This window comes from Streptomyces sp. NPDC040622, assembly GCF_055593965.1.
Map to the genome: position 1 here is coordinate 573669 of NZ_JBVIXD010000001.1, position 20548 is coordinate 594216.

Annotated in this window: 14 protein-coding genes; 5 read left to right on the top strand and 9 right to left on the bottom strand. The window is 68.3% G+C overall.

Going from position 1 to position 20548, the window contains the following annotated elements; all coding sequences use genetic code 11:
- Window positions 1–212: 212 nt before the first annotated feature.
- Both ACZ592_RS02515 and ACZ592_RS02520 read right to left on the bottom strand, forming a co-directional pair.
- Entirely contained in the window at window positions 213–1532 is a 1320-nt protein-coding gene (locus ACZ592_RS02515; RefSeq protein ID WP_471579630.1) for a beta-propeller fold lactonase family protein, read from the bottom strand.
- Window positions 1533–2113: 581 nt separating this feature from the next.
- Window positions 2114–2605 (bottom strand): MarR family winged helix-turn-helix transcriptional regulator, encoded by a 492-nt coding sequence (locus ACZ592_RS02520; RefSeq protein ID WP_471579631.1) that lies wholly within the window; start codon window positions 2603–2605, stop codon window positions 2114–2116.
- A gap of 82 nt (window positions 2606–2687) precedes the next feature.
- Here ACZ592_RS02520 and ACZ592_RS02525 point away from each other — a divergent pair, with 82 nt between their 5' ends.
- Window positions 2688–3968 carry a multidrug effflux MFS transporter gene (locus ACZ592_RS02525; RefSeq protein WP_471579632.1) on the top strand — a complete coding sequence of 427 codons (1281 nt, stop codon included), beginning with the start codon at window positions 2688–2690 and terminating at the stop codon, window positions 3966–3968.
- A 110-nt stretch (window positions 3969–4078) separates the two neighbouring features.
- Here ACZ592_RS02525 and ACZ592_RS02530 read toward each other — a convergent pair whose 3' ends face one another.
- The 3 genes from ACZ592_RS02530 to ACZ592_RS02540 all read right to left on the bottom strand — a co-directional run bounded on the left by ACZ592_RS02530 (window position 4079) and on the right by ACZ592_RS02540 (window position 7691).
- On the bottom strand, window positions 4079–4261 hold the full coding sequence (locus ACZ592_RS02530) for a hypothetical protein (RefSeq protein WP_471579633.1): 183 nt from the start codon (window positions 4259–4261) through the stop codon (window positions 4079–4081).
- 185 nt (window positions 4262–4446) lie between these two features.
- A complete protein-coding gene (locus ACZ592_RS02535) occupies window positions 4447–5553 on the bottom strand; it encodes an SDR family oxidoreductase (RefSeq protein ID WP_471579634.1) in 1107 nt (368 codons plus the stop codon).
- Window positions 5550–7691: an MMPL family transporter gene (locus ACZ592_RS02540; RefSeq protein ID WP_471579635.1), complete on the bottom strand. Its 2142-nt coding sequence runs from the start codon at window positions 7689–7691 to the stop codon at window positions 5550–5552. The genes ACZ592_RS02535 and ACZ592_RS02540 overlap by 4 nt, the downstream gene beginning before the upstream one ends.
- Window positions 7692–8168: 477 nt before the next feature.
- Between ACZ592_RS02540 and ACZ592_RS02545 the strand changes: the two genes are divergently transcribed.
- The 4 genes from ACZ592_RS02545 to ACZ592_RS02560 all read left to right on the top strand — a co-directional run bounded on the left by ACZ592_RS02545 (window position 8169) and on the right by ACZ592_RS02560 (window position 13837).
- On the top strand, window positions 8169–9173 hold the full coding sequence (locus ACZ592_RS02545; protein ID WP_471579636.1) for a beta-ketoacyl-ACP synthase 3: 1005 nt from the start codon (window positions 8169–8171) through the stop codon (window positions 9171–9173).
- Between the two features lie 238 nt (window positions 9174–9411).
- Window positions 9412–10635, top strand: a complete 1224-nt coding sequence (locus ACZ592_RS02550; protein WP_471579637.1) for a beta-ketoacyl-[acyl-carrier-protein] synthase family protein — start codon at window positions 9412–9414, stop codon at window positions 10633–10635.
- Between the two features lie 354 nt (window positions 10636–10989).
- Window positions 10990–12111 (top strand): chorismate mutase, encoded by a 1122-nt coding sequence (locus ACZ592_RS02555; RefSeq protein WP_471579638.1) that lies wholly within the window; start codon window positions 10990–10992, stop codon window positions 12109–12111.
- Window positions 12112–12220: 109 nt separating this feature from the next.
- Window positions 12221–13837, top strand: a complete 1617-nt coding sequence (locus ACZ592_RS02560; protein WP_471579639.1) for a thiamine pyrophosphate-binding protein — start codon at window positions 12221–12223, stop codon at window positions 13835–13837.
- Window positions 13838–14017: 180 nt separating this feature from the next.
- Here the strand turns inward: ACZ592_RS02560 and ACZ592_RS02565 are convergent, their stop codons facing one another.
- The 4 genes from ACZ592_RS02565 to ACZ592_RS02580 all read right to left on the bottom strand — a co-directional run bounded on the left by ACZ592_RS02565 (window position 14018) and on the right by ACZ592_RS02580 (window position 20040).
- Window positions 14018–16006 (bottom strand): Orn/Lys/Arg family decarboxylase, encoded by a 1989-nt coding sequence (locus tag ACZ592_RS02565; RefSeq protein ID WP_471579640.1) that lies wholly within the window; start codon window positions 16004–16006, stop codon window positions 14018–14020.
- Window positions 16007–16283: 277 nt separating this feature from the next.
- Window positions 16284–16469: a hypothetical protein gene (locus ACZ592_RS02570; protein ID WP_471579641.1), complete on the bottom strand. Its 186-nt coding sequence runs from the start codon at window positions 16467–16469 to the stop codon at window positions 16284–16286.
- Between the two features lie 13 nt (window positions 16470–16482).
- Window positions 16483–17940, bottom strand: coding sequence for a pyridoxal-dependent decarboxylase (locus ACZ592_RS02575; RefSeq protein WP_471579642.1), 1458 nt, complete (start codon window positions 17938–17940; stop codon window positions 16483–16485).
- Window positions 17941–18435: 495 nt separating this feature from the next.
- Window positions 18436–20040: an arabinofuranosyltransferase AftB family protein gene (locus ACZ592_RS02580; RefSeq protein WP_471579643.1), complete on the bottom strand. Its 1605-nt coding sequence runs from the start codon at window positions 20038–20040 to the stop codon at window positions 18436–18438.
- Window positions 20041–20548: the final 508 nt, after the last annotated feature.

Genomic DNA, 20548 nt, shown 5'->3' on the forward strand with positions numbered 1-20548 from the left:
ACCCCCCCCCCCCCCCCCCCCCCCCCCCCCCCCCCCCCCCCCACACCCCCCCCCCCCCCCCACCCCCCCCCCCCCCCCCCCCCCCCCCCCCCACCCCTCCCCCCCCCCCCCCCCACCCCCCCCCCCCCCCCCCGCCCCCCCACCCCCCCCCCCCCCCCCCCCCCCCCCCCCCCCCCCCCCCGTCCGGCGTACTGGGTGGCGTCAGCGCGGTGTCATGGGCAGGTGACGAGAATGATGGAGACGGCGGTGCAGGTGACGGCCGCGCTGTCGTTGGCGGCGTTGGAGTCGGTGGGGGCGGAGGCGGTGCGCAGGCCGGTGACCTTGACCGGGCCGAGCGTCAGCAGGTTCAGCGGGACGCGGAAGGTCTTGTTCACGCTCGCGTTGCCGGCGATGGCTCCGTAGGTGCAGGTCACCTTGGCGGAGGCGACGCTGCATCCGGCGGAGAGGTTCGTGGCGGAGGCACCCGCCGGCAGCTTCGCGGTCAGGGTCGCGGAAGTGACGGCCTCGGGACCGGTGTTGTGGGCGGTGAGGGTGTAGCTCAGGTACGGCACGAGGATGCTCAGGTACGGCCGGGCGGTGAGGTTGACGTCGATGTCCGCCTGACCCTGTGCCGGCGCGGGAGCGAAGGCGATGCCGTAGGGGCTGTTGAACCCGCTGACCGTGGCGGTGACCGCGTCGGTCGCGGTGTCGATCACCGAGACGCTGTCGCCGCCCCGGTTGGTGGCGTAGGCGGCCCCGCCGGACGGACTGACCTCGACCTTGGCCGGGCCGTCGCCTACCGGGACGGTCGACGTCACGGTGCTGGTGGCGGTGTCGATCACCTTGACGTCGTCGCTGCCGGTGTCACTGACGTAGGCCTTGGTGCCGGACGGGTTGAACGAGACGCCGTTCGGGGAGGTCCCGACGGTGACGGTGGCGCTCACCGTGTTCGTCGCGGTGTTGATGGCCGAGACCGTGGTCCCGTCGTTGTTGGTGACGTACGCGCTGGTCCCCGAAGGGCTGACCGCGACCCCGGAGGGTCCGTCCCCGACCGGGACGGTGTCGGTGACGGCGTTGGTCGCGGTGCTGATGACCGACACCGTGTCGTCGCCGCTGTTCGTCACGTAGGCGGTGGTGCCCGACGGGTTCACCGCCATCCCGTTCGGGGAGGTCCCGACCGGGATGGTGGCGCTCACGGTGTTCGTCGCGGTGTTGATGACCGAGACGGTGGAGTCGGACAGGTTCGTGACGTACGCACGGGTCCCGGACGGGGCGAATGCCACGTTGAGGGGGTTGCTGCCCACGGAGATGGTCGCGGTCACCGAGTCGGTCCCCGTGTCGAACGCCGAGACGGTGCCGTCGTCGAAGTTGGTGACGTACCCCTGGGTGCCGGCCGGGCTGATCGCCAGGCCGGTGGGATTGCTGCCGACGTTGAAACTGCCGGTGATGGTGTTGGTGCCCGTGTCGAGCACCGAGACGGCGTCGCCACCGAAATTGGAGACGTAGGCCTTCGGCCCCGCGGCGGCGTGGGCGGGCTCGGCGAGCGTCGCCACGCCCGTCAGTGTCAGAGCGCCACCGGCAACGAGCGAGGTCAGTCGACGCCCCCAGCGCGACCCCCGGCGTGCAACGGAACGGCGGGGTCTGGAAGGTGCAGAGTTCAAGGTATTCCCCCCTCATCGGTTCCGCGCCCCGACGGCAGATCCGGAGGACCCCGAGAACCGGCGGCGGCGCGGTCGCACAAGCCCCGCCACCGGCGGTCCACTCAACCGCCGGGCGCCAGGGCCCCCTACATCGAGCACCGCGCCACCAGCGGCTCGACCGCCACCGGGGACATGACGCACACGTCGCGCACCGCCGCGGCAGGGACCGGGCCGCAACAGCCTCACCCCGCCCGAGATCGTGCAGAGCCGGCAACCGGCGAAGTCACGGGGAATCATCCCGCTCCCTCCCCGGCCCCGGAGCGGAACCACCACAGCTGTCCGTATTCGGTCAGAAGTTGACCACTCGACAACTTGACACCGCGGCCGAGGTGTCAAGGAACTGTCACCTCGCGCCGTGCCTCCGGATCGTGTGCGGGACAACCCTTCGCAGGGGCGTCCGCGGCGCGGTGCGCCGGGTGGGCGGCGGGGCGCTGTCAGTCGTGAGCGGTGTTGCGGCGATCGCGCAAGGTGGAGCCGAGTGCTCGCAGCGCCGGCGTCGCGGCGGCGAGTGCGGCACGGTCGTCGGCGGGCAACGCGGCGAGAGCGTCGGCGAACAGGGCGGCCCAGGCGTTTTCGATTCGCGCCATTCCGTGCTGGGCATCCAGCGTCGGGTACAGCTGAACGGCACGGCGGTCCTGAGGGTCGGTCTCGCGGCGGATCAGGCCCCGCGCGACCAGGCCCCGCACGGTGGTGCTGGCGTTGCTCCCGTGCAGCCCGAGTTCGCGCGCGAGAGCGCTCGTCCCCGTGCCCGGGGAATCCAGCACGTAGCGCAGGACCTCCATGTCTGACGGAGGCAGCGGCAACAGCCCCGCCTCGTCGACCCCTCGCAGCCGCAGGACGCGGGCGAGGGCGTAGATCGCAGGGGTCAGCTGCCCGGCTTCGCGCAGCAGTGCACGGTCGTGGGGTGCGTCATCGCCTTTGGTCACCCTCCCACTCTAGCTTTTGCTATAGCTATATATTGATAGTCAACGGGCCTGCTGCTCCCTTCCCTCCACCCCTGGAGCGACCATGACCTCCCCTGCCCGCGCTCAAGACGACCGTTCGGTGACGCGCTCGGCGCCGAGGCCGGTGGGGACGAGGCCGACGCCCTCGTCCCCGCCGGGCCGCCTGACCGCGACCCTCGCACTGCTGTCCTTCGTGATCCCGCTGTCCACGGACATGTACCTCCCGGGCTTTCCGGCCATGGCGCGAGACCTGTCCACGGACGCCGCCGGGGTCCAACTCACCCTCACCGCCTTCCTCTTCGGGCTGGCCGTCGGCCAGCTCGTACTCGGTCCCCTCTCCGACCGGTACGGCCGCCGAAAGCCGATCCTCCTAGGAACCGGCAGCTGCACACTGGTCACCGCTCTGTGCGCCGTTGCGCCCTCGCTCGAATTCCTGACCGGCCTGCGGTTTCTCATGGGATTCAGCGGGGCCGCAGGTGTCGTCGTCGGCCGGGCCGTCGTCTCGGACCTCGCGTCAGGCACGGCCGCGGCGAAGATCTTCGGCGTGCTGATGGCCCTGGGCGGTATCGCCCCCATCGTGGCGCCGCTGGCCGGCGGGGCGGTGGTGAACGGTCCCGGCGGTTGGCGCGCGGTCTTCTGGTTGCTGGCCGGCGCGACCGCGCTCATGTTCCTGGCCGCGCTGCTCCTCGTACCGGAGAGCCTGCCCGCTGAACACCGGCACTCCGGCGGCATCATGACCACGCTCAAGGCCGCCGGCTCGGTCCTGACGGACCGTTTCTACCTCGGCCACACCCTCGCCTTCTGCTTCGCCAGTGCCACCCTGTTCTGCTACATCGCGGCTTCCCCGTTCCTGCTGCAGAAAGTCCTGGGCCTCAGCGTCGGTGAGTCATCCGTGGCCTTCTCCGTCGGCGCCCTCACCGCCACCGCCTCCAGTGCCGCCGCCACCCGCCTCGTCAGCCGCTACAGCCCTCGACTCCTGCTGGGCACCGGGCTGTCCGTGCTTCTGGCGTCGAGTGCCGCCGCCCTGCTCGTCACCGCCACCGGAAACCTCGACCGGATGTGGGCCCTGGGCCTGGTCGGCGTCGGCTTCCTCGGCCTCGGGCAGGTCTTCGCCACCGCCCCGGCACTCGCCCTCGAACGCGTGCCGCACGCGGCCGGCACCGGCTCGGCCGTGCTCGGCACACTGCAAAGCGTTCTCGGTGCGGCCGTCGCTCCCCTGATGGGGATCGCGGGCAGCCACACCGTCATGCCGCTCTTCCTCGGCATGACCGGCTGCGCGCTGACCGCCACGCTCGCACTGTGGCTGACCGGACAGCACCCCGCGCCGGTGCGAAAAAAGGGATAGCCGTACGAGACGGCCGACAGCTGTACGAGGCGATTGTGGGCCGAGAGCCCACCGACCCGTTCGCATGGCCTCTCTGGACGACTCGAAGTCCTGACCCGGACGGCCCAGCATCACAGGAACATCAGCAGTGGAAGCAGGCCGTCGTCGGTGCGCAGGTCCGCGGCCGTGCGGAGGGCGAGGGTGTGCGCGTCGTCGCGATATCCGTGCAGGACGACCAGCTCCCAGGGCCAGTCGGGCAACGCGACGTGGGTGAGGCGGGCCAGTGTCGCGTTCAGGGCAGACTCGTCGGACACGTGTGTGTGACGAATGTGCTGGGTGATGTGCACGTCAGGGGGCATGGCCAGGGGGCTGTCATCCCGGTAGAGGTGCGCCGGGCAATGACGTGCCAGGTCGCTGAGGGCACCGATGCCCGGCGGTGCGCCACGTCGGTGGGCGACGAGCCTGATGTGGGCCGGGCCGGCAGCAGGGGTCGTTGTCGTCATCGCAGCGTCCTCGTGTTCGCTCGCAATGTCGTGAACGTGGCACCCAGGTAGGGGGCATCCAGAGGGGCCGGGCGCAGGACGGAGTCATCAAGAACGGCGTCCAGATGCTTGTGGTCGTAGCGGCGTTGAAGGTCGAAGTAGGAGCTGTAGCCGGACAACCCGTGGTGCACGGCTTCCTCCAGCGGGGTCTTTTCCGGCAGGGCCGGCACCGGAGTGAGCCGGATCCGCGGCACTGCGTCGCTGAGGCTTTCCAGCAGGGTGGTCACCGGGGTGTTGACCGGGTGCACCACGTGAAAGGTGCGGAGCGCCTCGGTGGGGGCGCGGACCGCGACGGCGGTCATCGCGCGCAGAGCGAAATCGGTCGGAACGATGTTGAGGGCCGCGCCGGGACTGCAACGGACACGAATGTGGCGCGGGCCGCCGTGGTGATCGCTGAAGTCGGGCACCCGGTCCAGAAGCGCGGCGCGGGATTCGATCACCGCGTGCGGATGGCGCGGCGCGCCGGGCGGGGTGGGCCGGTCGCTGACGACGATGCTGGGGCGCAGAACACTGACGGGCACCTCGTACGCGCTGGACCAGGCCCTTACGATCTGCTCTCCTTCGTGCTTGGAACGCTCGTAGGGGTTGAGGAAGCCCCAGCCCGGGTTGAGATCGTCCTCGTGGACGGAACCGTGGGCCCGGCCGCCTGCGACGTACGCGGTACTGGTGTGCACGACGTGTGTGCAGTGGCGCGCGGCGGCCGCCAGTTCGAGGACGCTGCGTGTGCCTTCGACATTGACTTGCCGCAGCAGGCCGGGTTCGCCAGTGAGGGTGATGCAGCCCGCCAGGTGCCACAGGCGGCGGGTGCGATCCGCGAGGTCGGCGTGATCGGCCGGGTCCAGGCCCAGTTGAGGCAGGGTCAGGTCGGCGGAGACGATGGTGACGTGATCCAGCGCGTTGTCAGGGAGCACTTCGTTCGTGGCCCGCAGGGCTGTCCGCAGCCGGCGGCGGGCACGGTCGGTGCCGCCACGGACGAGAACCGTGACGTCCTCGCCGAGGGCGAGCAGGCGGGCAAGGGCGTGCGAACCGAGGTAGCCGGTGGCGCCTGTGAGGACGGTGGTCATGGGTTGGTGACGCTCCTGTCGTTGGATACGGGGTGGTGGGGTGTGTCGGCGGCGCCCGGTGCGGCCCCGTCCTCGCGCATTCCGAACTTGCGGTGGACGGCGCGCAGGGGTGCGGGGGCCCACCAGTTGGCACGTCCGGCGAGGATCATGAAGGCGGGTACCAGGAGGCCGCGGACGAGGGTCGCGTCGAGGGCCACGGCGAGGGCGAGGCCGACGCCGAAGAGTTTGACCAAGGAGACCTGTGAGGTGGCGAAGGCGGTGAAGACGACGACGAGGATCACCGCGGCGGAGGTGACGATGCGGCCGCAGGCCCCGAGGCCCGTGACGACGGCTTCGGTGGTGTCGCCGGTCACCAGGTGCTGCTCGCGGACCCGGGACAGCAGGAACACCTCGTAATCCATGGCCAGGCCGAAACCGATGCAGAAGATGAGGGTGGGGATGCCCACGTCGAGCTGTCCGGTCGTGGTGAAGTCGCCGACCAGCCATTTGAGATGGCCTTCCTGAAAGATGTGGACCATCGCGCCGAAGGCGGCCGTGAGGCTGAGGAGGTTGATGATCAGTCCCTTGAGCGGCAGCAGGACCGAGCCGGTGAAGAGGAAGAGCACGAGAAGGGTCGCGACGGCCACCGTGCCGAGCGCCCAGGGCAGCCGCCCGGCCAGTTCCGCACGGGTGTCGACCAAGAGCGCGGCGGGGCCACCGACCAGGCGCTCGCCCGGCGCGAGGACCGCACGCACCTGCCGTACCAGTGCCGCGCCGGCGTCCGAGTAGGGTTCGACCGGCGATTGCACGGCGAGCCGGGCGCCGTGCGGGCCGGTGGCGGTGGTGACTCGCGTGACGCCGGGCAAGGCCGCCAACTCTGCACGATAGGAACGGAGTCGGCCGGGATCCGGGGAGCGCTGGGCCGTGGTCAGAGCGACGGTCACCGGCGGAGCGGGGTCGAAACGGTCGCGCAATTCCTGAGCGGCCCGATGGGACGGTGCGTCCGGGGGCAGTGCCCGATCGTCCATCAGGCCGAACTGGGCGTGCACGAAGGGCGCTGCGAGCAGCAACAGAAGACTCGTCACGCTCAGCGCGACAGCCCAAGGACGGCGGGAGACCAGTCCGGCCAGCCGTGTCCACATGTTGCGCGCCGGTGAGCCGCGGCGGCGCGCGGCGCCCGGCAGCCCGACCGGCCACGACTCCACTCGGTCCCCGAGCAGCAGGAGCAGTGCGGGCAGGACCACTACGGCGCCCACCGCCGAGACGACAGTGACGCACATTCCCGCGTAGGCGAACGACCGGAGGAAGTAGGGCGGGAAGAAGAGCAACGCGGACAGTACCGCGGACAGGGCCACGGCGGAGAACAAGATGGTCCGTCCGGCCGTGAGTGTCGCGGTGCGCACGGCGGTCGGCCGGTCGTGGCCCGCAGCGACCTCCTCGCGGTAGCGGCCGAGCAGGAAGAGGCTGTAGTCGACGGACAGCGCCAGGGTCAGCGCGGTCGTCATGTTGAGGGCGTACACGGAGACCGGTGTGAGGGCCGCGATGATCCGCAGAGAGGCGAAGGAAACGAGGACCGCAAGGGCGGCGAGCACGGCGGGCAACAGGGCGCCTGCCACGGTGCCGATCACGGCGACCAGTACCAGGAGCATGGGCGGGGCGGCGATGAGCTCGGCCCGCAGCAGGTCGTCGCGGCTCCGCGCATCCACTTCCACGCCGATCTGGGCCGAGCCGGTCGCGGAGACCGTCAAGGGGCCCTGGTGGCCGTCGAGTTGCCCCACGACGCGGGCGGCTGTGTGGCGTTGATCGCTCTCCTCGCCGGTGAGCTGGGCGACGACCAGGGCCGCGCGCCCGTCGTGGGAGCGCATGGACGCGTCGTGCGGCGAGGTGGTCCAGTACGAGCGGGTGGTGGCGACTCCTGGTGCCGCAGCAAGCCGTGCCGTCAGGCGGCGTCCCGCGGTGGCCACCGCGGGGGAGTCCAGTGGGGCGGATGCCTTGGCCAGAAGGACCAGTTGGGGGGTTCCCGCGCCGAACCTGGTGGTGAGCTCCCGCTCCGCGCGAGCAGCCTCGACGCCCGCCGAAGTGGTCCCACCGTTGCGAAGGTCACGGTGCACGTCCTGCGCCAGGGGAAGACACAACAGCGACAGCAGCGCGGCGACCATGAGCACAGTACGCGGTCTGGCTGACGTCGCACGGGCCATTGCGGAGAGAATTCCATGGCGTTTCCGTGGAGCAGTGTCTTTCATGATCCCGTTCACCTGGGTGCATTCAAGCGTGTTTGCGAAAGGAATTGTCCAGGTGGCACAGGTAACGCGATACGGCACCGCTGAGGCAATAAAATTCCTCGACTATCACTCGCACGTGTGATTGCCGATCGCGTCGTTCCCTGAATCAGCTAGGTGAAACGCCTGTATTCGACTGTTTCTGAGGTTATTTCGCCGCAGGGGCCTTGGGTTCACAGGTGCGGGCGCCACCGGCGCATGCTGCGGCGCACACGGCGCACTCCATTGAAAGCGAAGTGCGCAAGAGTTGCTTCTGTAATACCTGATGGATGGCGGAGGGTGCGTCCCGTCGCGAATACAATTGCGGAATACCCTCTTCCGGCAGAACAGGACAATGCAAGGGCAGGACGAAGGAACATGCTGAATTTCCCCGCATCGAAAAGCTGCGGCGCGCGACTGGTCTCACTCGCCGCGTACCGCCCCGCTCACGACGTGTCCAATGACGAACTCATCCAGGCCCACGCGTTGCCCACCAGCGACCAGTGGATCCGTCGGCGCACCGGTATCCAGTGCCGGGGCGTCGCGCACGCGTCCGAGACCCTGGCCTACATGGGTGCCCGGGCCGCCGAACGCGCCCTGGCCACCGCGGGATTGTGCGAGCCCGCGGACGTGGACTGTGTCATCGCCGCATCCATGAGTCACCTGGACGCGGCGACCTCGCTCTCCGGCGCGATCAGCGAGGAACTCGGTGGCGGCCCCCGGCACCTGGTAGACCTCTCCGCGGCCTGCGCCGGGTTCTGCGTCGGTGTCGAACTCGCGCGCACCTTCGTGACCAGCGGCGAATTCGCGCGGGTCCTCGTGGTCGGCGTCGAGCGCATGACTGACGTGGTGGACCCGCGCGACCGTACGACCAGCGTGATCTTCGCCGACGGTGCGGGCGCCGGCCTGGTGCTCGCCTCGCCGCAGCCGGAGATCGGACCGGTCGTCTGGGGCAGCGACACCTCCGGACGGCAACTCCTGACCCGCGCGGCCGAGCCGCCGGCCCAGGCTCCCGAGTCCGGGCCACCTGCCTACCTCGCCATGGAGGGGCCCGAGTTGTATCGATGGGTCACCACCCATGTTCCCGACACGGTGCGAGCAGCCGTGCACGGCGCCGGACTCGAACTGGACGACCTGGCGGCGTTCGTGCCACACCAGGCCAACGACCGCATGACCGCGGCACTCGTCGCCGAACTCTCCCTTCCCTCGGACGTGTTGGTCGCCCACTCCGTCGTCACCAGCGGCAACACCTCGGCAGCCTCCGTTCCCATGGCCGCCGAAGAGCTGCTGCGCGAGCACCCCCGTCTCGCCGGCGAACTGGCCCTGTTCGTCGGCTTCGGTGCCGGCGTGACCTATGCCGCGCAGGTGGTGCGGCTGCCCTGAGGCCAGCTCCGGATACGACTCTCGAAGACCGAGCATGCCCGCAAAGCCTGAAAGGACTGCCCATGCCGAGCCATACGAGCCGAAACGACGATTCAGCATCCGCCCCTCCCGCTGACCTTTCCTGCGCGACCAAAGACGCGTTGCTGCATGCCATCGGAACGCAGCTCAGCAGCCGCCTGCGGGAGGTGGATCCCGTACGTCGAGATCACCGCCGCGGCAACCGGAAGAGGGCCCTGCGATGACCGGCCCCCGCGTCGCCATCACCGGACTCGGCCTCATCACACCGGTCGGACAGAGCGTTGAACGCACCTGGCGCGGCGTGTGCGCGGGCCAGTCGGCGGCCGCCCACGACTCGCAACTCGAGGGCATGCCAGTCGACTTCAGCTGCAAGGTGCACGATCTGAACGCCGAGAAGCTGCTCGGGCGTACGCACAGCCGCCGTCTCGATCCCTTCGCGGCGATGGCTGTGCTCGCTGCCCGGCAGGCCGTCGAGGACGCCGGTCTCGCCGGCGCCTGGGAGCCGGCGAGGGTCGCCGTGGTCCTGGGGATCGGCTGCAACAGTCTCGCCACGTATCCCGTCGAGTTCGGGCGGCTCAACTCGGACCGTCCCGAGCGTGTTTCTCCGCTCGCACTGCCCCGCTCGATCCCCAATCTGGTGGCGGGCGAAGTGAGTCTCGACCTCGGGGTGACGGGACCGAGCTTCACGGTGAGCACGGCCTGCGCATCCGGCACCACCGCGCTCGCCCTGGCCCGGCGACTGCTGTTGGCCGGCGACTGCGACATCGCGGTGAGCGGGGGAAGCGAGAGCGTATGCGCGGCCATGCCGGCTGCTTGCTTCGCCCAGATGCGAGCCCTTTCGCGGCGCGACGATCAACCGTCCCGCGCCTCCCGCCCGTTCGACGCCGACCGGGACGGGTTCGTGCTGGGCGAGGGCGCCGGGCTACTGGTCCTGGAGCGCGAGAGCGACGCCCGGGCGCGACGCGCGCCCATGCACGCCTACCTCGACGGTGCCGGTGCCACCAGCGACGCCTTCCACCCCGTCGCCCCGCATCCCGGCGGCGACGGACTGCTGTCGGCCGCCGGCACTGCGCTCGCCGACGCCGGCCTGACGCCGAGCGACATCGGCTTCGTCAGCGCCCATGCCACCTCGACCCGCGCCGGAGACCTGGCAGAGGCACACGCCCTGCGCCGTCTGTTCCCGACGCCTCCTCCGGTAACCGCGCTGAAGGGCACCATTGGGCACTCCATCGGCGCGGCCGGAGCGATCGCGACCGCCTGCGCCGTCCTGTCCCTGAAACACCAGGTGGTCCCGCCCACCGCAAATCTCCAGGTGCTGGACCCGGACATCGATCTGGACGTCGTCGCGGGCGCACCACGGGAGTTGAGCTGTGAGGCTGCCCTGGTCAACTCCTCCGGATTCGGCGGCCAGAACGCCGTGGTCGCCCTCTCCCGCGCGACGTAGGCCGACCGGCGTCCGGCTCCCCGATCCGGCACCCGGAAGGTGAACTGCTCGTTGACGGTCCGTTCAACGTGTTCAACGCCTGGGGCACAGTGCCGACGGTATGCACCTCGGCGTACGGGCACCTGTGAGTACATGCTTCATGGAGAGGTCAGGCGTGTGGGGCGAGTCCCGTGTACGCCGGACACCGAACGTGTGCCGAGCCTCACGTCTTCCACTCCCGGGCCACCTCAGTGAACACGGCCCCGCGTCGGTTTCGGACGCTCCCCACGCACCGGCGCATCGGGGGATCGAGCGCGTCGGCGGGGGCGGGCGGCTGCTTCAGACAGCGGCACGAGAGAGCGGAGGACGCAGGCAATGCCGTACACCACAGATGCCCACAGCGGCGAAATCACCGAGGCCAGGAAACGCCTCGATCACCTGGATCAGCAGATCATCAAGTCCCTGCGAGAGCGGTCGTCCTTGTCGGCGCTGGTTCAGTCGGCCCGTACCGCCGAGGGCGGCTGCCGCACCGATCAACAGCGCGAGGGCGTCATCGTCCGGCGGTATCACGACGGTCTGGGCCCGGCCGGGCGTGACATCGCCCTGAGCCTGCTGCGGCTGTGCCGGGGCAAGGACCCCATCCTGCCGGTCCTCTCCGGCCCGGGCCCGGTCCGGCGGGTCTTTCTGGGCCCGACGGCGTCGGTGTCGCACCACGCGGCCGAGCTCATGCCCGGCCCGGACGACACCGAGCTGCACGCCCTGAGCACACTGCCCGAGGTGATGTGCGGGCTCCTTGACGGAACCGCGGACGAAGCGGTGGTCCCGCTGGAGAACAGTGTGTCGGGTCCGGTCCACGACACCCTGGTGGCCTTGGCGGACTCCGACGAGTTGGCCGCGGTCGCACGTGTCCACGTGCCCATCGACTGGGTGTTGGCAGCCGCTCCGGGCACCACCCTGGCCACGGTGGAGACGGTGGCCAGCCATCCTCATGCGCTCGCGCAGGCCCAGCCGTGGCTGGCGGCACGGCTGCCCCGGGCGGCTACGACGACCACCGCGTCCACGTCCGCCTCCGCGGAAGAACTGCTGCGGTCGGACACCGCCTACCAGGCGGTCATCTGCACCCGGCGCGCCGCGGAACACTACCGGCTCGACATCCTCGCCTCCCTCGACACCTCTCGCCCACCGGTGACGCGTTTCGCCCTGGTACGCCGTGTCGATGCGCTTCCGCCGCCCACCGGCAACGATGTCACCAGCTTGGCCCTGACCGTGTCGAGCACGTCCCTGAGCGACGTGCTGGAGTGCCTGACCACGGCACACGCCGACATCCTCGGCCTGCACACGCTGCCGACCGGGGGAGACTCACGGCTGCTGTGGCTGGACTGCCGCGGCCATGCCACCGACCCGCACATGGTCCACACCTGGAGCGCCGTGCGCGCGTACTGCGACCGGGTGCGCGTGACAGGCACCTTTCCGGCCCCCGCGCCGGCACCCCACTGAGTCGGCGCAGGGTCCCGGCCACCAGGGCGTCACCCCATCCCGGCAGGGCCGCCTGCCACCACGTCTCACCTTCATGTGCTCCCCGGGAGCGCGGATTCGGAGCTCTTCCATGGCTACTGCCACCTCTGATGTCCAACAGCTCACCGGCGCCGAAGTGGTGCTGCGCGTCCTTCGGGACGAGGGCGTCCGGTACGTCTTCGGCAATCCCGGCACCACCGAACTGTCTCTCCTGCAGCAACTGGCCACGCAGCACGACATCGAGTACGTTCTCGCCCTCCAGGAAGCGTCCGCCGTGGCCATGGCGGACGGGCACGCCCGCGTCTCCGGTCGTCCCGCTTTCGCCAACCTCCACGCCGCGGCGGGTCTGGGAAACGGAGTCGGCGCGCTGACCAACGCGGCGGCCGCGGGAGTGCCCCTGGTGGTCACGGCCGGCCAGCAGGACCAGCGGCACCTCATCCACGGCCCGGTCCTCGCGGGCGACCTCGCCGGTCTGACGGCCCCCACCGTGAAATGGGCGCACGAGGTCACCACCCGCGAAGAACTCGGCGAGGCCCTGCTGCGGGCCTTCCGGCTGGCCCAGGCCCCGCCGACCGGTCCGGTCTTCCTCTCCCTGCCGATGAATTTGCTGGAGGAGACCGGCCCCCCGCCTCCCCAGCCCACCCGCGTGCAGTTCGCCGCGTCCGCGCCCGTCGACGCGCTGGCCAGGAAACTCAACGAGACGCCCGCCGGGGACACCGCGCTGATCTTCTGCGACGAACTCGCCCGCCACGCACCCGACGAGGGGCTGGCCCTCGCCGAGGAACTGGGGGCGCCGGTCTGGGGATCGGGCTGGCCGGCGACGAACCCGTTCCCCACCGCACATCCGCTGTGGCAGGGCTACCTGCCCCCGAACGCGGCCGGTATCCAGGAGGCACTGGCTCCCTACAGTCTGGTCCTGATCGCCGGCGCGGGCGCCCTTGCGCGCTACTTCCCCTACGCCCCCGGCCCGCTGCTGAACGAGAAGACCCACGTCGTGCACATCACCGCGGACCCCGGCGACCCCGGCCGCGAGACGCCCGCCGATCAGGCCCTGCACGGCCAGTTGCAGCCCACACTGCAAGAACTGCTCAAGTGTCTCGCCCCTGCGGACCACCCGTCCTGGAAACTGCGTGCGCCGACACCCTGCGGCCGAACCGGGCCGCTCGACCTCCCGACCTTCGGTGCGAGTCTCGCCACGACACTGCCCTCGGACGCCCTGGTCGTGGACGAGGCCCCGCAGGCGTCCCGCCACATCCGAGCGGCCCTCCAACTGCGTCGGGCCAACCAGTATCAGTGGGTGTCCGGTGGGCTCGGCTGGGCCATGCCCGCGGCCATCGGTGCGAGCCTGGCGCGCGACCGCGGACAGATCATGTGCACGGTCGGGGACGGAGCCGCCATGTACAGCCCCCAGGCCTTGTGGACAGCGGCACACCTGCGTCTGCCCATCGCCTTCGTGGTGGCCAACAATCGCGAATACCGCGTCCTGAAGGACAACTGGCAGCAGAGCGGGCCCGAACCGGAGGCATTCGTGGGAATGGACCTCACCCGGCCGGCCATCGACTTCGTCGCCCTCGCCGAGTCCATGGGCGTACCCGGCCGGCGCATCACCACAGGCGCCCACTTGAGCGAAGCGGTCCAGGAAGGTTATGAGGCGGGAGGCCCGTTCCTCATCGAAGCCCAGCTGCACGAGGGACCGACCGGACCCTGACCGGCGGCGCGACCGAGGCCATGAGCCGGAAGCCGGGATCTCACCGCACTTCCGGTGACGGGCGGGCCGTGCATGGACCCGCAGGGGCTGGACCGAGGGGCGAGTGGTGTCAGGCATCGTGCGCACCTACGACGCGTTGGTGTATTGACGCGGTGGTGCGGTCCGGGACCGTCGGCAGCGTTACGCGCGAACGGACGGCCGGGGCAGGCAGTCGACGTGGTACTCGCCTTCCGGCCCGGCCCGGTGGACGCCGTGGATCTCGCTCGGGAACCCGGGGAAGGCGCGGTCGTGTTCCTCCAGCGCGCCGAGGTAACGAAGGAACGGCCCGTCCACTGGCCCGTAGTTCTCTCCCGGCATGAGGAGGGGAATCCCGGGCGGTGTGATGACCACCATGGTCGCCGCGGTGCGACCGGCGGCGTCACGTACCGCGAGACGCTCGTGACCACGCCGGATGGTCTGCCGGTAGGACTCCTGCGGGGTCGCGCCCACGAGCGGTCGTCCGGTGTACGCCCGGTCGAGCAGGCGGAGCCGGTCGCTGCTTCGGAGGAGCTGGTGCATGTCCCCGCAGAGTTCGCGCAGCGTCATCGCCGCGTAGCGCTGTGGGTACTCACGGACCAGCCGGGGCAGTGCCTGTCGCAGTGGAGTGTCCGCGTCGAAGAGCTTCTTGAAGTCGCACAGGGCGTTCAGCAACTCGACCCACTTCGCGCGCGTGGTGCCCAGCGAGAACAGCGCGAGAGTGGTGTAGTCGGCGGTCTTCTCCATGATGATGCCCCGGTCGGTGAGGAATTCGTTGAGCACAGGAGCGGGGACTCCCCACGGCTCCACCGTGCCGTGGGCGGTGACGCCGGGGCAGGTGAGGGTGACCTTCAGCGGGTCCAGAAGGCAGGAGCCGTCCTCCAGGCCGCGGAAGCCGTGCCAGGAGGCCGACGGATCCAGCTCCCAGGCAGCGGGGGCCGTCGCGAGGTGGTGTGCGGGTGCCTCCTCGAACGCGACCGGTCGCCCGCCGTCCGGTCCGGGCACCGCGGGGGGCTGCCAGACCCCGAAGAACCAGGACTCCTGCGTGTGGCAGGCCTGTGTCGCCAGGCGCCGGGCGATCCGCACCATTTCCTGCCGGAAGGCAATCGCCTGGTGGATCGCCTCGTCGACGAGAGTGCGTCCTTGCTCCCCGTCCATCATGGTGGCGGCGACATCGAGAGAAGCCAGCATGGGATACGACGGTGAGGTGCTGGCATGCATCGTGTACGTCTCGTCGAGGCTGCTGGGATTCACCGGTGCACGGGGACCGGATCGCACGTGCAGCATCGCGGCCTGGGACAGCGCGGCGAGCATCTTGTGGGTGGACTGGGTGGCGAAGACGGTGGGCCGGTCATCTCCGGGCAGACTCTGCTCCGTGACGGACATGGCGTATCGCCCGCGGTAGAGCGGATGGAACCGCGCGTATCCGAACCACGCCTCGTCGAAGTGCACGCGCGGAGTGCGCCGGGCCAGCGCCTTGGTGGTGCGGACCGCGTCGTAACACAGGCCGTCGTAGGTCGAGTTGGTCAGAACGGCGAGGGCTGCTTCGTCCTCTCCCGCCCCGGTGTCGCGCAGCGTGGCGGGAGTCACGGGGCCGATCATGCCGAGGCCGTTGCGCGTGGGGGCCAGGTACAGGGGGCGTGCTCCGCTCAGGACGAGCGCGTGCAGCACGGACTTGTGGCAGTTGCGGTCGACCAACGCGACGTCGCCCTCGGCGAGAGCGAAATGCCCGACGGTGCGGTTGGCGCCGGAGGTGCCGTTGAGGACGAAGTACGTCCGGTCGGCTCCGAACACTCTGGCAGCATTGCGTTCCGCGCCGCCGATCGGACCGTTGTGCTCCAGCAGGGAGCCGAGCTCCGTGACGGACACCGAGACGTCCGTGCGCAGCAGTTCCGTTCGGCAGTAGTCCAGGAAGGCCCTGCCGGGCGCGGATCGTGTGAAGGCGAGCCCGCCCGAATGGGACGGTGAGTGCCAGGAGCTCGTATTCCGCGTGCCGAACGACCGTAATATGCGAAAGAACTCCGGCAACTGCTCCTCGTCCGTGCACTCCTGAATGGCTGACAGGATGCGCACCGCATCCCGGTCCGGCACGCCGGCCAACGGGTCGATGCATCCGGAGGATGCCTGGACGACCTCCCAGGGAACGTCGTCCACTCTCCCCGCACCCAGAAGGAGAAAGGTGGGAGTGTGGGTGAGAACTTGATCATGATGCTGCACGGCACCGTCGGTCAGCAGTCGACTGTCAACGATCGCCGCCGTTGTGGAAGAGGACCGCCATGCGGAACGGTTGTCGGTCGAGAGACCTGCGGACATGGTGACGCGAGCCCCCTGACTCTCGAGTTCCTTCCGTAGCAGTTTCAGATGCTGCGCAGCGGCATTTTCAAGGCCTCCGCCCAAAATGGTGAGTACATTGGGATGCGCAGTCACCGATTCACCCCTTCGGTCGCGCTGGTGATGAGTCCGGAGGGTCCGCTGGATCGAGATGACAAACGTCGACGCCTTGGACTATGTCACGCGCCATGCGCAGTCCGGTGATCTGCGCCTTGAGAAGGGGGTGTGCCGTCGGTTGTATCTCGGAGATTTTCCTGTCGATTTTCTCGACGATCTCATCGATCATGGGATCCTTCATCTCATTCCTTTCCCGGGCCGGTGCATGTATCTTGCGGAGTTCCGTGCCCGTTGCAGTCATCGAGCCTGCAATGTGACAAGTCGTGGATCAGCTCATCGACAACCGACTTCTCCACGTGCGGCATGATGTAGACGTGCACGAACGAACGCACTGAACCTCCCTCCCGTACTTGCTCTCCCACCAAGGCGTATTTATTCACGATCTCCTGGCACGGGCGCAGGAAGCGAATCGAGAGCGATGACCGGGATCGCGCAGCGTGGAGGCCATGAGAGATCTTTTCGATTTCTCTGTAGGTGTAGTCTGCCAATTCCAGGCAGTGCTTCAGTGTGGAGATCTGTTCTGATTTGCTCGTGCGGGCCAGCGAGTGCCAGAGCAACAGACCGGAAAGTCCGTTGCGTGCTCCGGAGAACGTGGTGTCGGGTGAGCCGACGTAGGCGGGATTCGATGGCGGGGTGGTCCGGAACTTTTCCTTCGACATGTAGATACCGCATGGGTAGGGCGCCCCGAACCATTTGTGCCCGCTGGTCACGATGGAACACACAAAAGGAAGGCGGAAGTCAAACTCGGGCCCCGGACTCTCGAACACGCCGTCCCGGAAACCCTCTTCCAGGAATGGTAGGTATCCGGCACCAAGAGCACCGTCGATATGCAACCAGTAACCCTGGCGGCCGCCGTCATCGGCAGTCATGGAATGTCTTTTCAGGATTCCCTCGATCTCCGCCCAAACCTCCTTCGGGTCGTCGAAAGCACCCTTGAACGTGGATCCGAGATTGAGGCAGATGATGGGCGGATGCCCCTGGGAGGCAAAGAATTCGACGGCTTCCGCCATCCTTCTTTTGTCGATTACGCCCGTTCCGGACGGGCCGCCGACGCTTGGGATCGAGTCGGGCCACGTGCCGTCTTCCGTGAAGGTGCAACTTCCCGGGTAGTAGCGCATTCCCAGTGTACGCGGTGTGTCCAGTCCCAGCATCTGCGCTGCTTTGGCGAAGGAGTAGTGGGAATCTTCCGAGAAGAGCAGTACGGGGCTTTTTTGGGATGTGTCGTCCTGCTTCCCTTCATGAAGAAGGTCGGCCCCGGACAGATAGTCACGCGCGTTCCACAGTGCGAACAGGTTGCCCTCCGTGGACCCCATGCTGAGCATGTATCCCCAGGGAGAATCTGGTTCGGCACTGTCAAAATCCCCTTGCGCATGCCACAGCCGGGAGAAGTAGTCGAGCACGGCCCGCTCCATGCCCTTGGTGCTCAACGGGGTGAGGCTGGAACTGAAGGGGTCGCCGATGTTGTCCAGGTGCACACCGAGGAATTTTCCCAGCTCCGGCGGAAGGGCGATCTGCTGACTCCATTGGTATCCCAGAGTGTGGGACTTCCTGTCAGCGCACACCTCATAGAATCGGGACGTCACGCGGTTGATGTCTTCGTCCGTCTGTCGACTGTCGCTCAACTGCAGGCTGTGGTGCATATGGTCGCCTTCGGGTTCGTCCGCGGAGTGATGAGGGGCTGCTTGCTGATGGCTGGGCCGCGGTCAACGCGCACCTCGATTGCCGCTCCATCAATTCCTCCAGGGTGCAGGAATAGTTCCCGAGAGGCCGGTGAACGTGTGCTTTTTGGACGCGTACTTGGTGAAAGTGTTGAATCCTGCCGAGTTTCCGAGGCCGACTGAGTGATGCCCGTTGGGCGGGCTGGCGCGGGAGTTGGCGCGTCGCTCGGCGAAGTGGTGGACGGGCGGCCTGGGGGAGGGGAGCAGCCGGAACACAGGCCGGTGTGACGGCCGATAGCGTGGTGGGTCCAGCCGATCGCACTACTCGCTGATTACGTTCCGTGATCGCGCTGTTGACCGGGAAACCCGATGCCGGCGCAGTGCCGCCGACGTGCAATTCAGGACGTACGTTGCGGCGACAGGGTCTGGTCCGACGTCAGTCTCCTGGGCGGAGCAACTTCGGTGGAGGCCCGAGAACTATGTGCTGCACAGGGCGCGTTCGGCCGCTTCGGGGTCGTGAGGGTAGCGAAGACTGGTCCGGTCCCACGAGCCGACGACGTTCCGCCAGAAGCGAGAGGGACTCATCGGGGCCCGCACGGAGTCCTGGAGTTCGGCCAGGCGGCCACAGCGGAGCGCCCTGCGAGCTGCCTCAACCCGATCTGCGTCCACCCAGTGCGGCACGTGCGAGCCCGGGTCAGTGTAGTCAGCGATGATCCACGCCAGGTCGACGCGCTTTTCGTGTCCCGCACGGTGTGCCGATGTTCGAGTGCTGTGCGCGCCGAGGGGATAGGCGAGGCTCAGCGGATCGACCGAAATACCGTCGAGGGGCACCACGATGCCGCTATAGCCCAGAAAATCCTCTGCCCCAGCCACCGACGCCGCACGGCTCTTGGCCAGAGGCAGGGTCAGATATCTCTTGTTGTACTCGAGCGTGACGATGAGTTTGGCGCCTTGGCTGCTCCGCCCGTCGACTGCGGCGTGCACGAGGGGCGCGTATGCGACCGGGCGCTCAGCATGGATCTTCTGGCTGATGGGATAGGGATGTCGAGCGGCCTGCTGGTAGCCACGGTGGGAATCCCAAATATCGTGCGCCGGGGACTGTAGAGGGGCACGCCAGAGAACCAGGCAGGAGACCGTCCAGCAACCAATCGCTATGGCGATGGTCACCGTCTTGGTGGAGGCCCGAACAGCCCAGACTGGCAGCAGGAGAAGAAACAGGGGCAGTACGAAGAAGCGGCCGTGCATGAAGTCGCCGCCCACCTTCAGGGCGTACACCGAGAGCACCCCGCCGGCCAGGATCGGCGCCGAGCAGACGATCCAGAAACGTTTGTTCTGACGCGCATCGGTGCTTCGGCTGAACCTCCTGCGAATCGCCCAGGCCAGTAGGGCGGTCAACAGGATGGAGAAGGGTACCCAAAGCCGGTACGGCACAGCGAAGTTGGCGAGGTAGTAGAGGCCGCGGCCCCATGAGCTCACGCCGGGGTCTTTGACGAGCCCGGGCAGGGGGACAAGGATGCCGTAGTAGCCGGCCCGGAACACTTCGTAGGCCGCAGGCAGGGCGACGGCCCAGGCCAGGAGCTTGCCGGACGCACGCCATGCCGTCCGGAACAGTGCGATCGCCCCGGCGAGGAAGACTACGGATACGACCGTGAGCTCCGGGCGGACCAAGGGTCCCAGCCCGATCGTCACAGCCGCCACCAAACGGAACCGCCCGCTCGATTTAGCGTCTGCGTGTACGAGGAGAATCCAACTGCTCGCGACCCAGCACGTACCAAGTCCTGTCTCCAAGCCGGAAGTGGCGTAGTCCCATACGGGCTGGACAGGAAGCAATACCAGAACGCCAAGTGGAATGAATGGTGAACGCTGCGCTTGGGGGCGGTGAAGACTGAGTGCGGCAAATCCGGCCGTCAGGAATCCTGCCGTGGTCAGGAGCAGCCCGAGAGCGACTGAAATGACCGCAGGGTCCTTACCGGAGAGGAAGCTGCAAAGCGCCAGAGTCCATTGCCACAATGTTCCGGTCGATGTCTCCGCCCGTTCACCGACGTTGTAAACAGGGCCGTTCCCCGCCAAGATCTGGCGCACAGCACGAACATAGATCATTCCGTCGTCACCGACCCAGCGGTGCCGGTAACCGAGAACCAGCATCAGTACGGCTGGAACAGTGACTACTAGGGCATTCCATGTCGTTCGTGGTGTGCATGTCCGAGTGGAAAGCCCACGAAGGGTATGGAGAGGTGGCCGGAGCTTCGAGATGACGTCAGCTGCTGCCGGAGAGGTATACATCAGGCGGGGCATGGAGACCTTAACTTCGCATGCGGGACTCTTCGACGGGTGCGCAGGAGCGTGCGATCGGTAGGGGACTTTTCCGTCTCCACTCCGAGTCGCTGCGGGCGATGGACAGGGCGCTGGCTGCAAGTAGCAGTGCGAAGGGGGCGCCGCCGCAAGCCGCCACGACGCGGACCATTCAGAGAGATTGGCGGATCTCCCCCGAATGGCCGCTGAGTGATTACCCTCCGGCACCAGGTTCATTGGGGCCTGCCTACCGGGCCCCTTACGAACCGCCAGTGCCCGGCTGCGAGATGGACCGTCC

What these genes read in the sequence shown, in the direction of transcription:
- ACZ592_RS02525 (WP_471579632.1), top strand. Translation starts at nt 2,688, where the DNA reads ATGACCTCCCCTGCCCGCGCTCAAGACGACCGTTCGGTGACGCGCTCG.
- ACZ592_RS02535 (WP_471579634.1), bottom strand. Translation starts at nt 5,553, where the DNA reads ATGACCACCGTCCTCACAGGCGCCACCGGCTACCTCGGTTCGCACGCC.
- ACZ592_RS02540 (WP_471579635.1), bottom strand. Translation starts at nt 7,691, where the DNA reads ATGGTCGCCGCGCTGCTGTCGCTGTTGTGTCTTCCCCTGGCGCAGGAC.
- ACZ592_RS02545 (WP_471579636.1), top strand. Translation starts at nt 8,169, where the DNA reads ATGCTGAATTTCCCCGCATCGAAAAGCTGCGGCGCGCGACTGGTCTCA.
- ACZ592_RS02550 (WP_471579637.1), top strand. Translation starts at nt 9,412, where the DNA reads ATGACCGGCCCCCGCGTCGCCATCACCGGACTCGGCCTCATCACACCG.
- ACZ592_RS02555 (WP_471579638.1), top strand. Translation starts at nt 10,990, where the DNA reads ATGCCGTACACCACAGATGCCCACAGCGGCGAAATCACCGAGGCCAGG.
- ACZ592_RS02560 (WP_471579639.1), top strand. Translation starts at nt 12,221, where the DNA reads ATGGCTACTGCCACCTCTGATGTCCAACAGCTCACCGGCGCCGAAGTG.
- ACZ592_RS02570 (WP_471579641.1), bottom strand. Translation starts at nt 16,469, where the DNA reads ATGATCGATGAGATCGTCGAGAAAATCGACAGGAAAATCTCCGAGATA.
- ACZ592_RS02575 (WP_471579642.1), bottom strand. Translation starts at nt 17,940, where the DNA reads ATGCACCACAGCCTGCAGTTGAGCGACAGTCGACAGACGGACGAAGAC.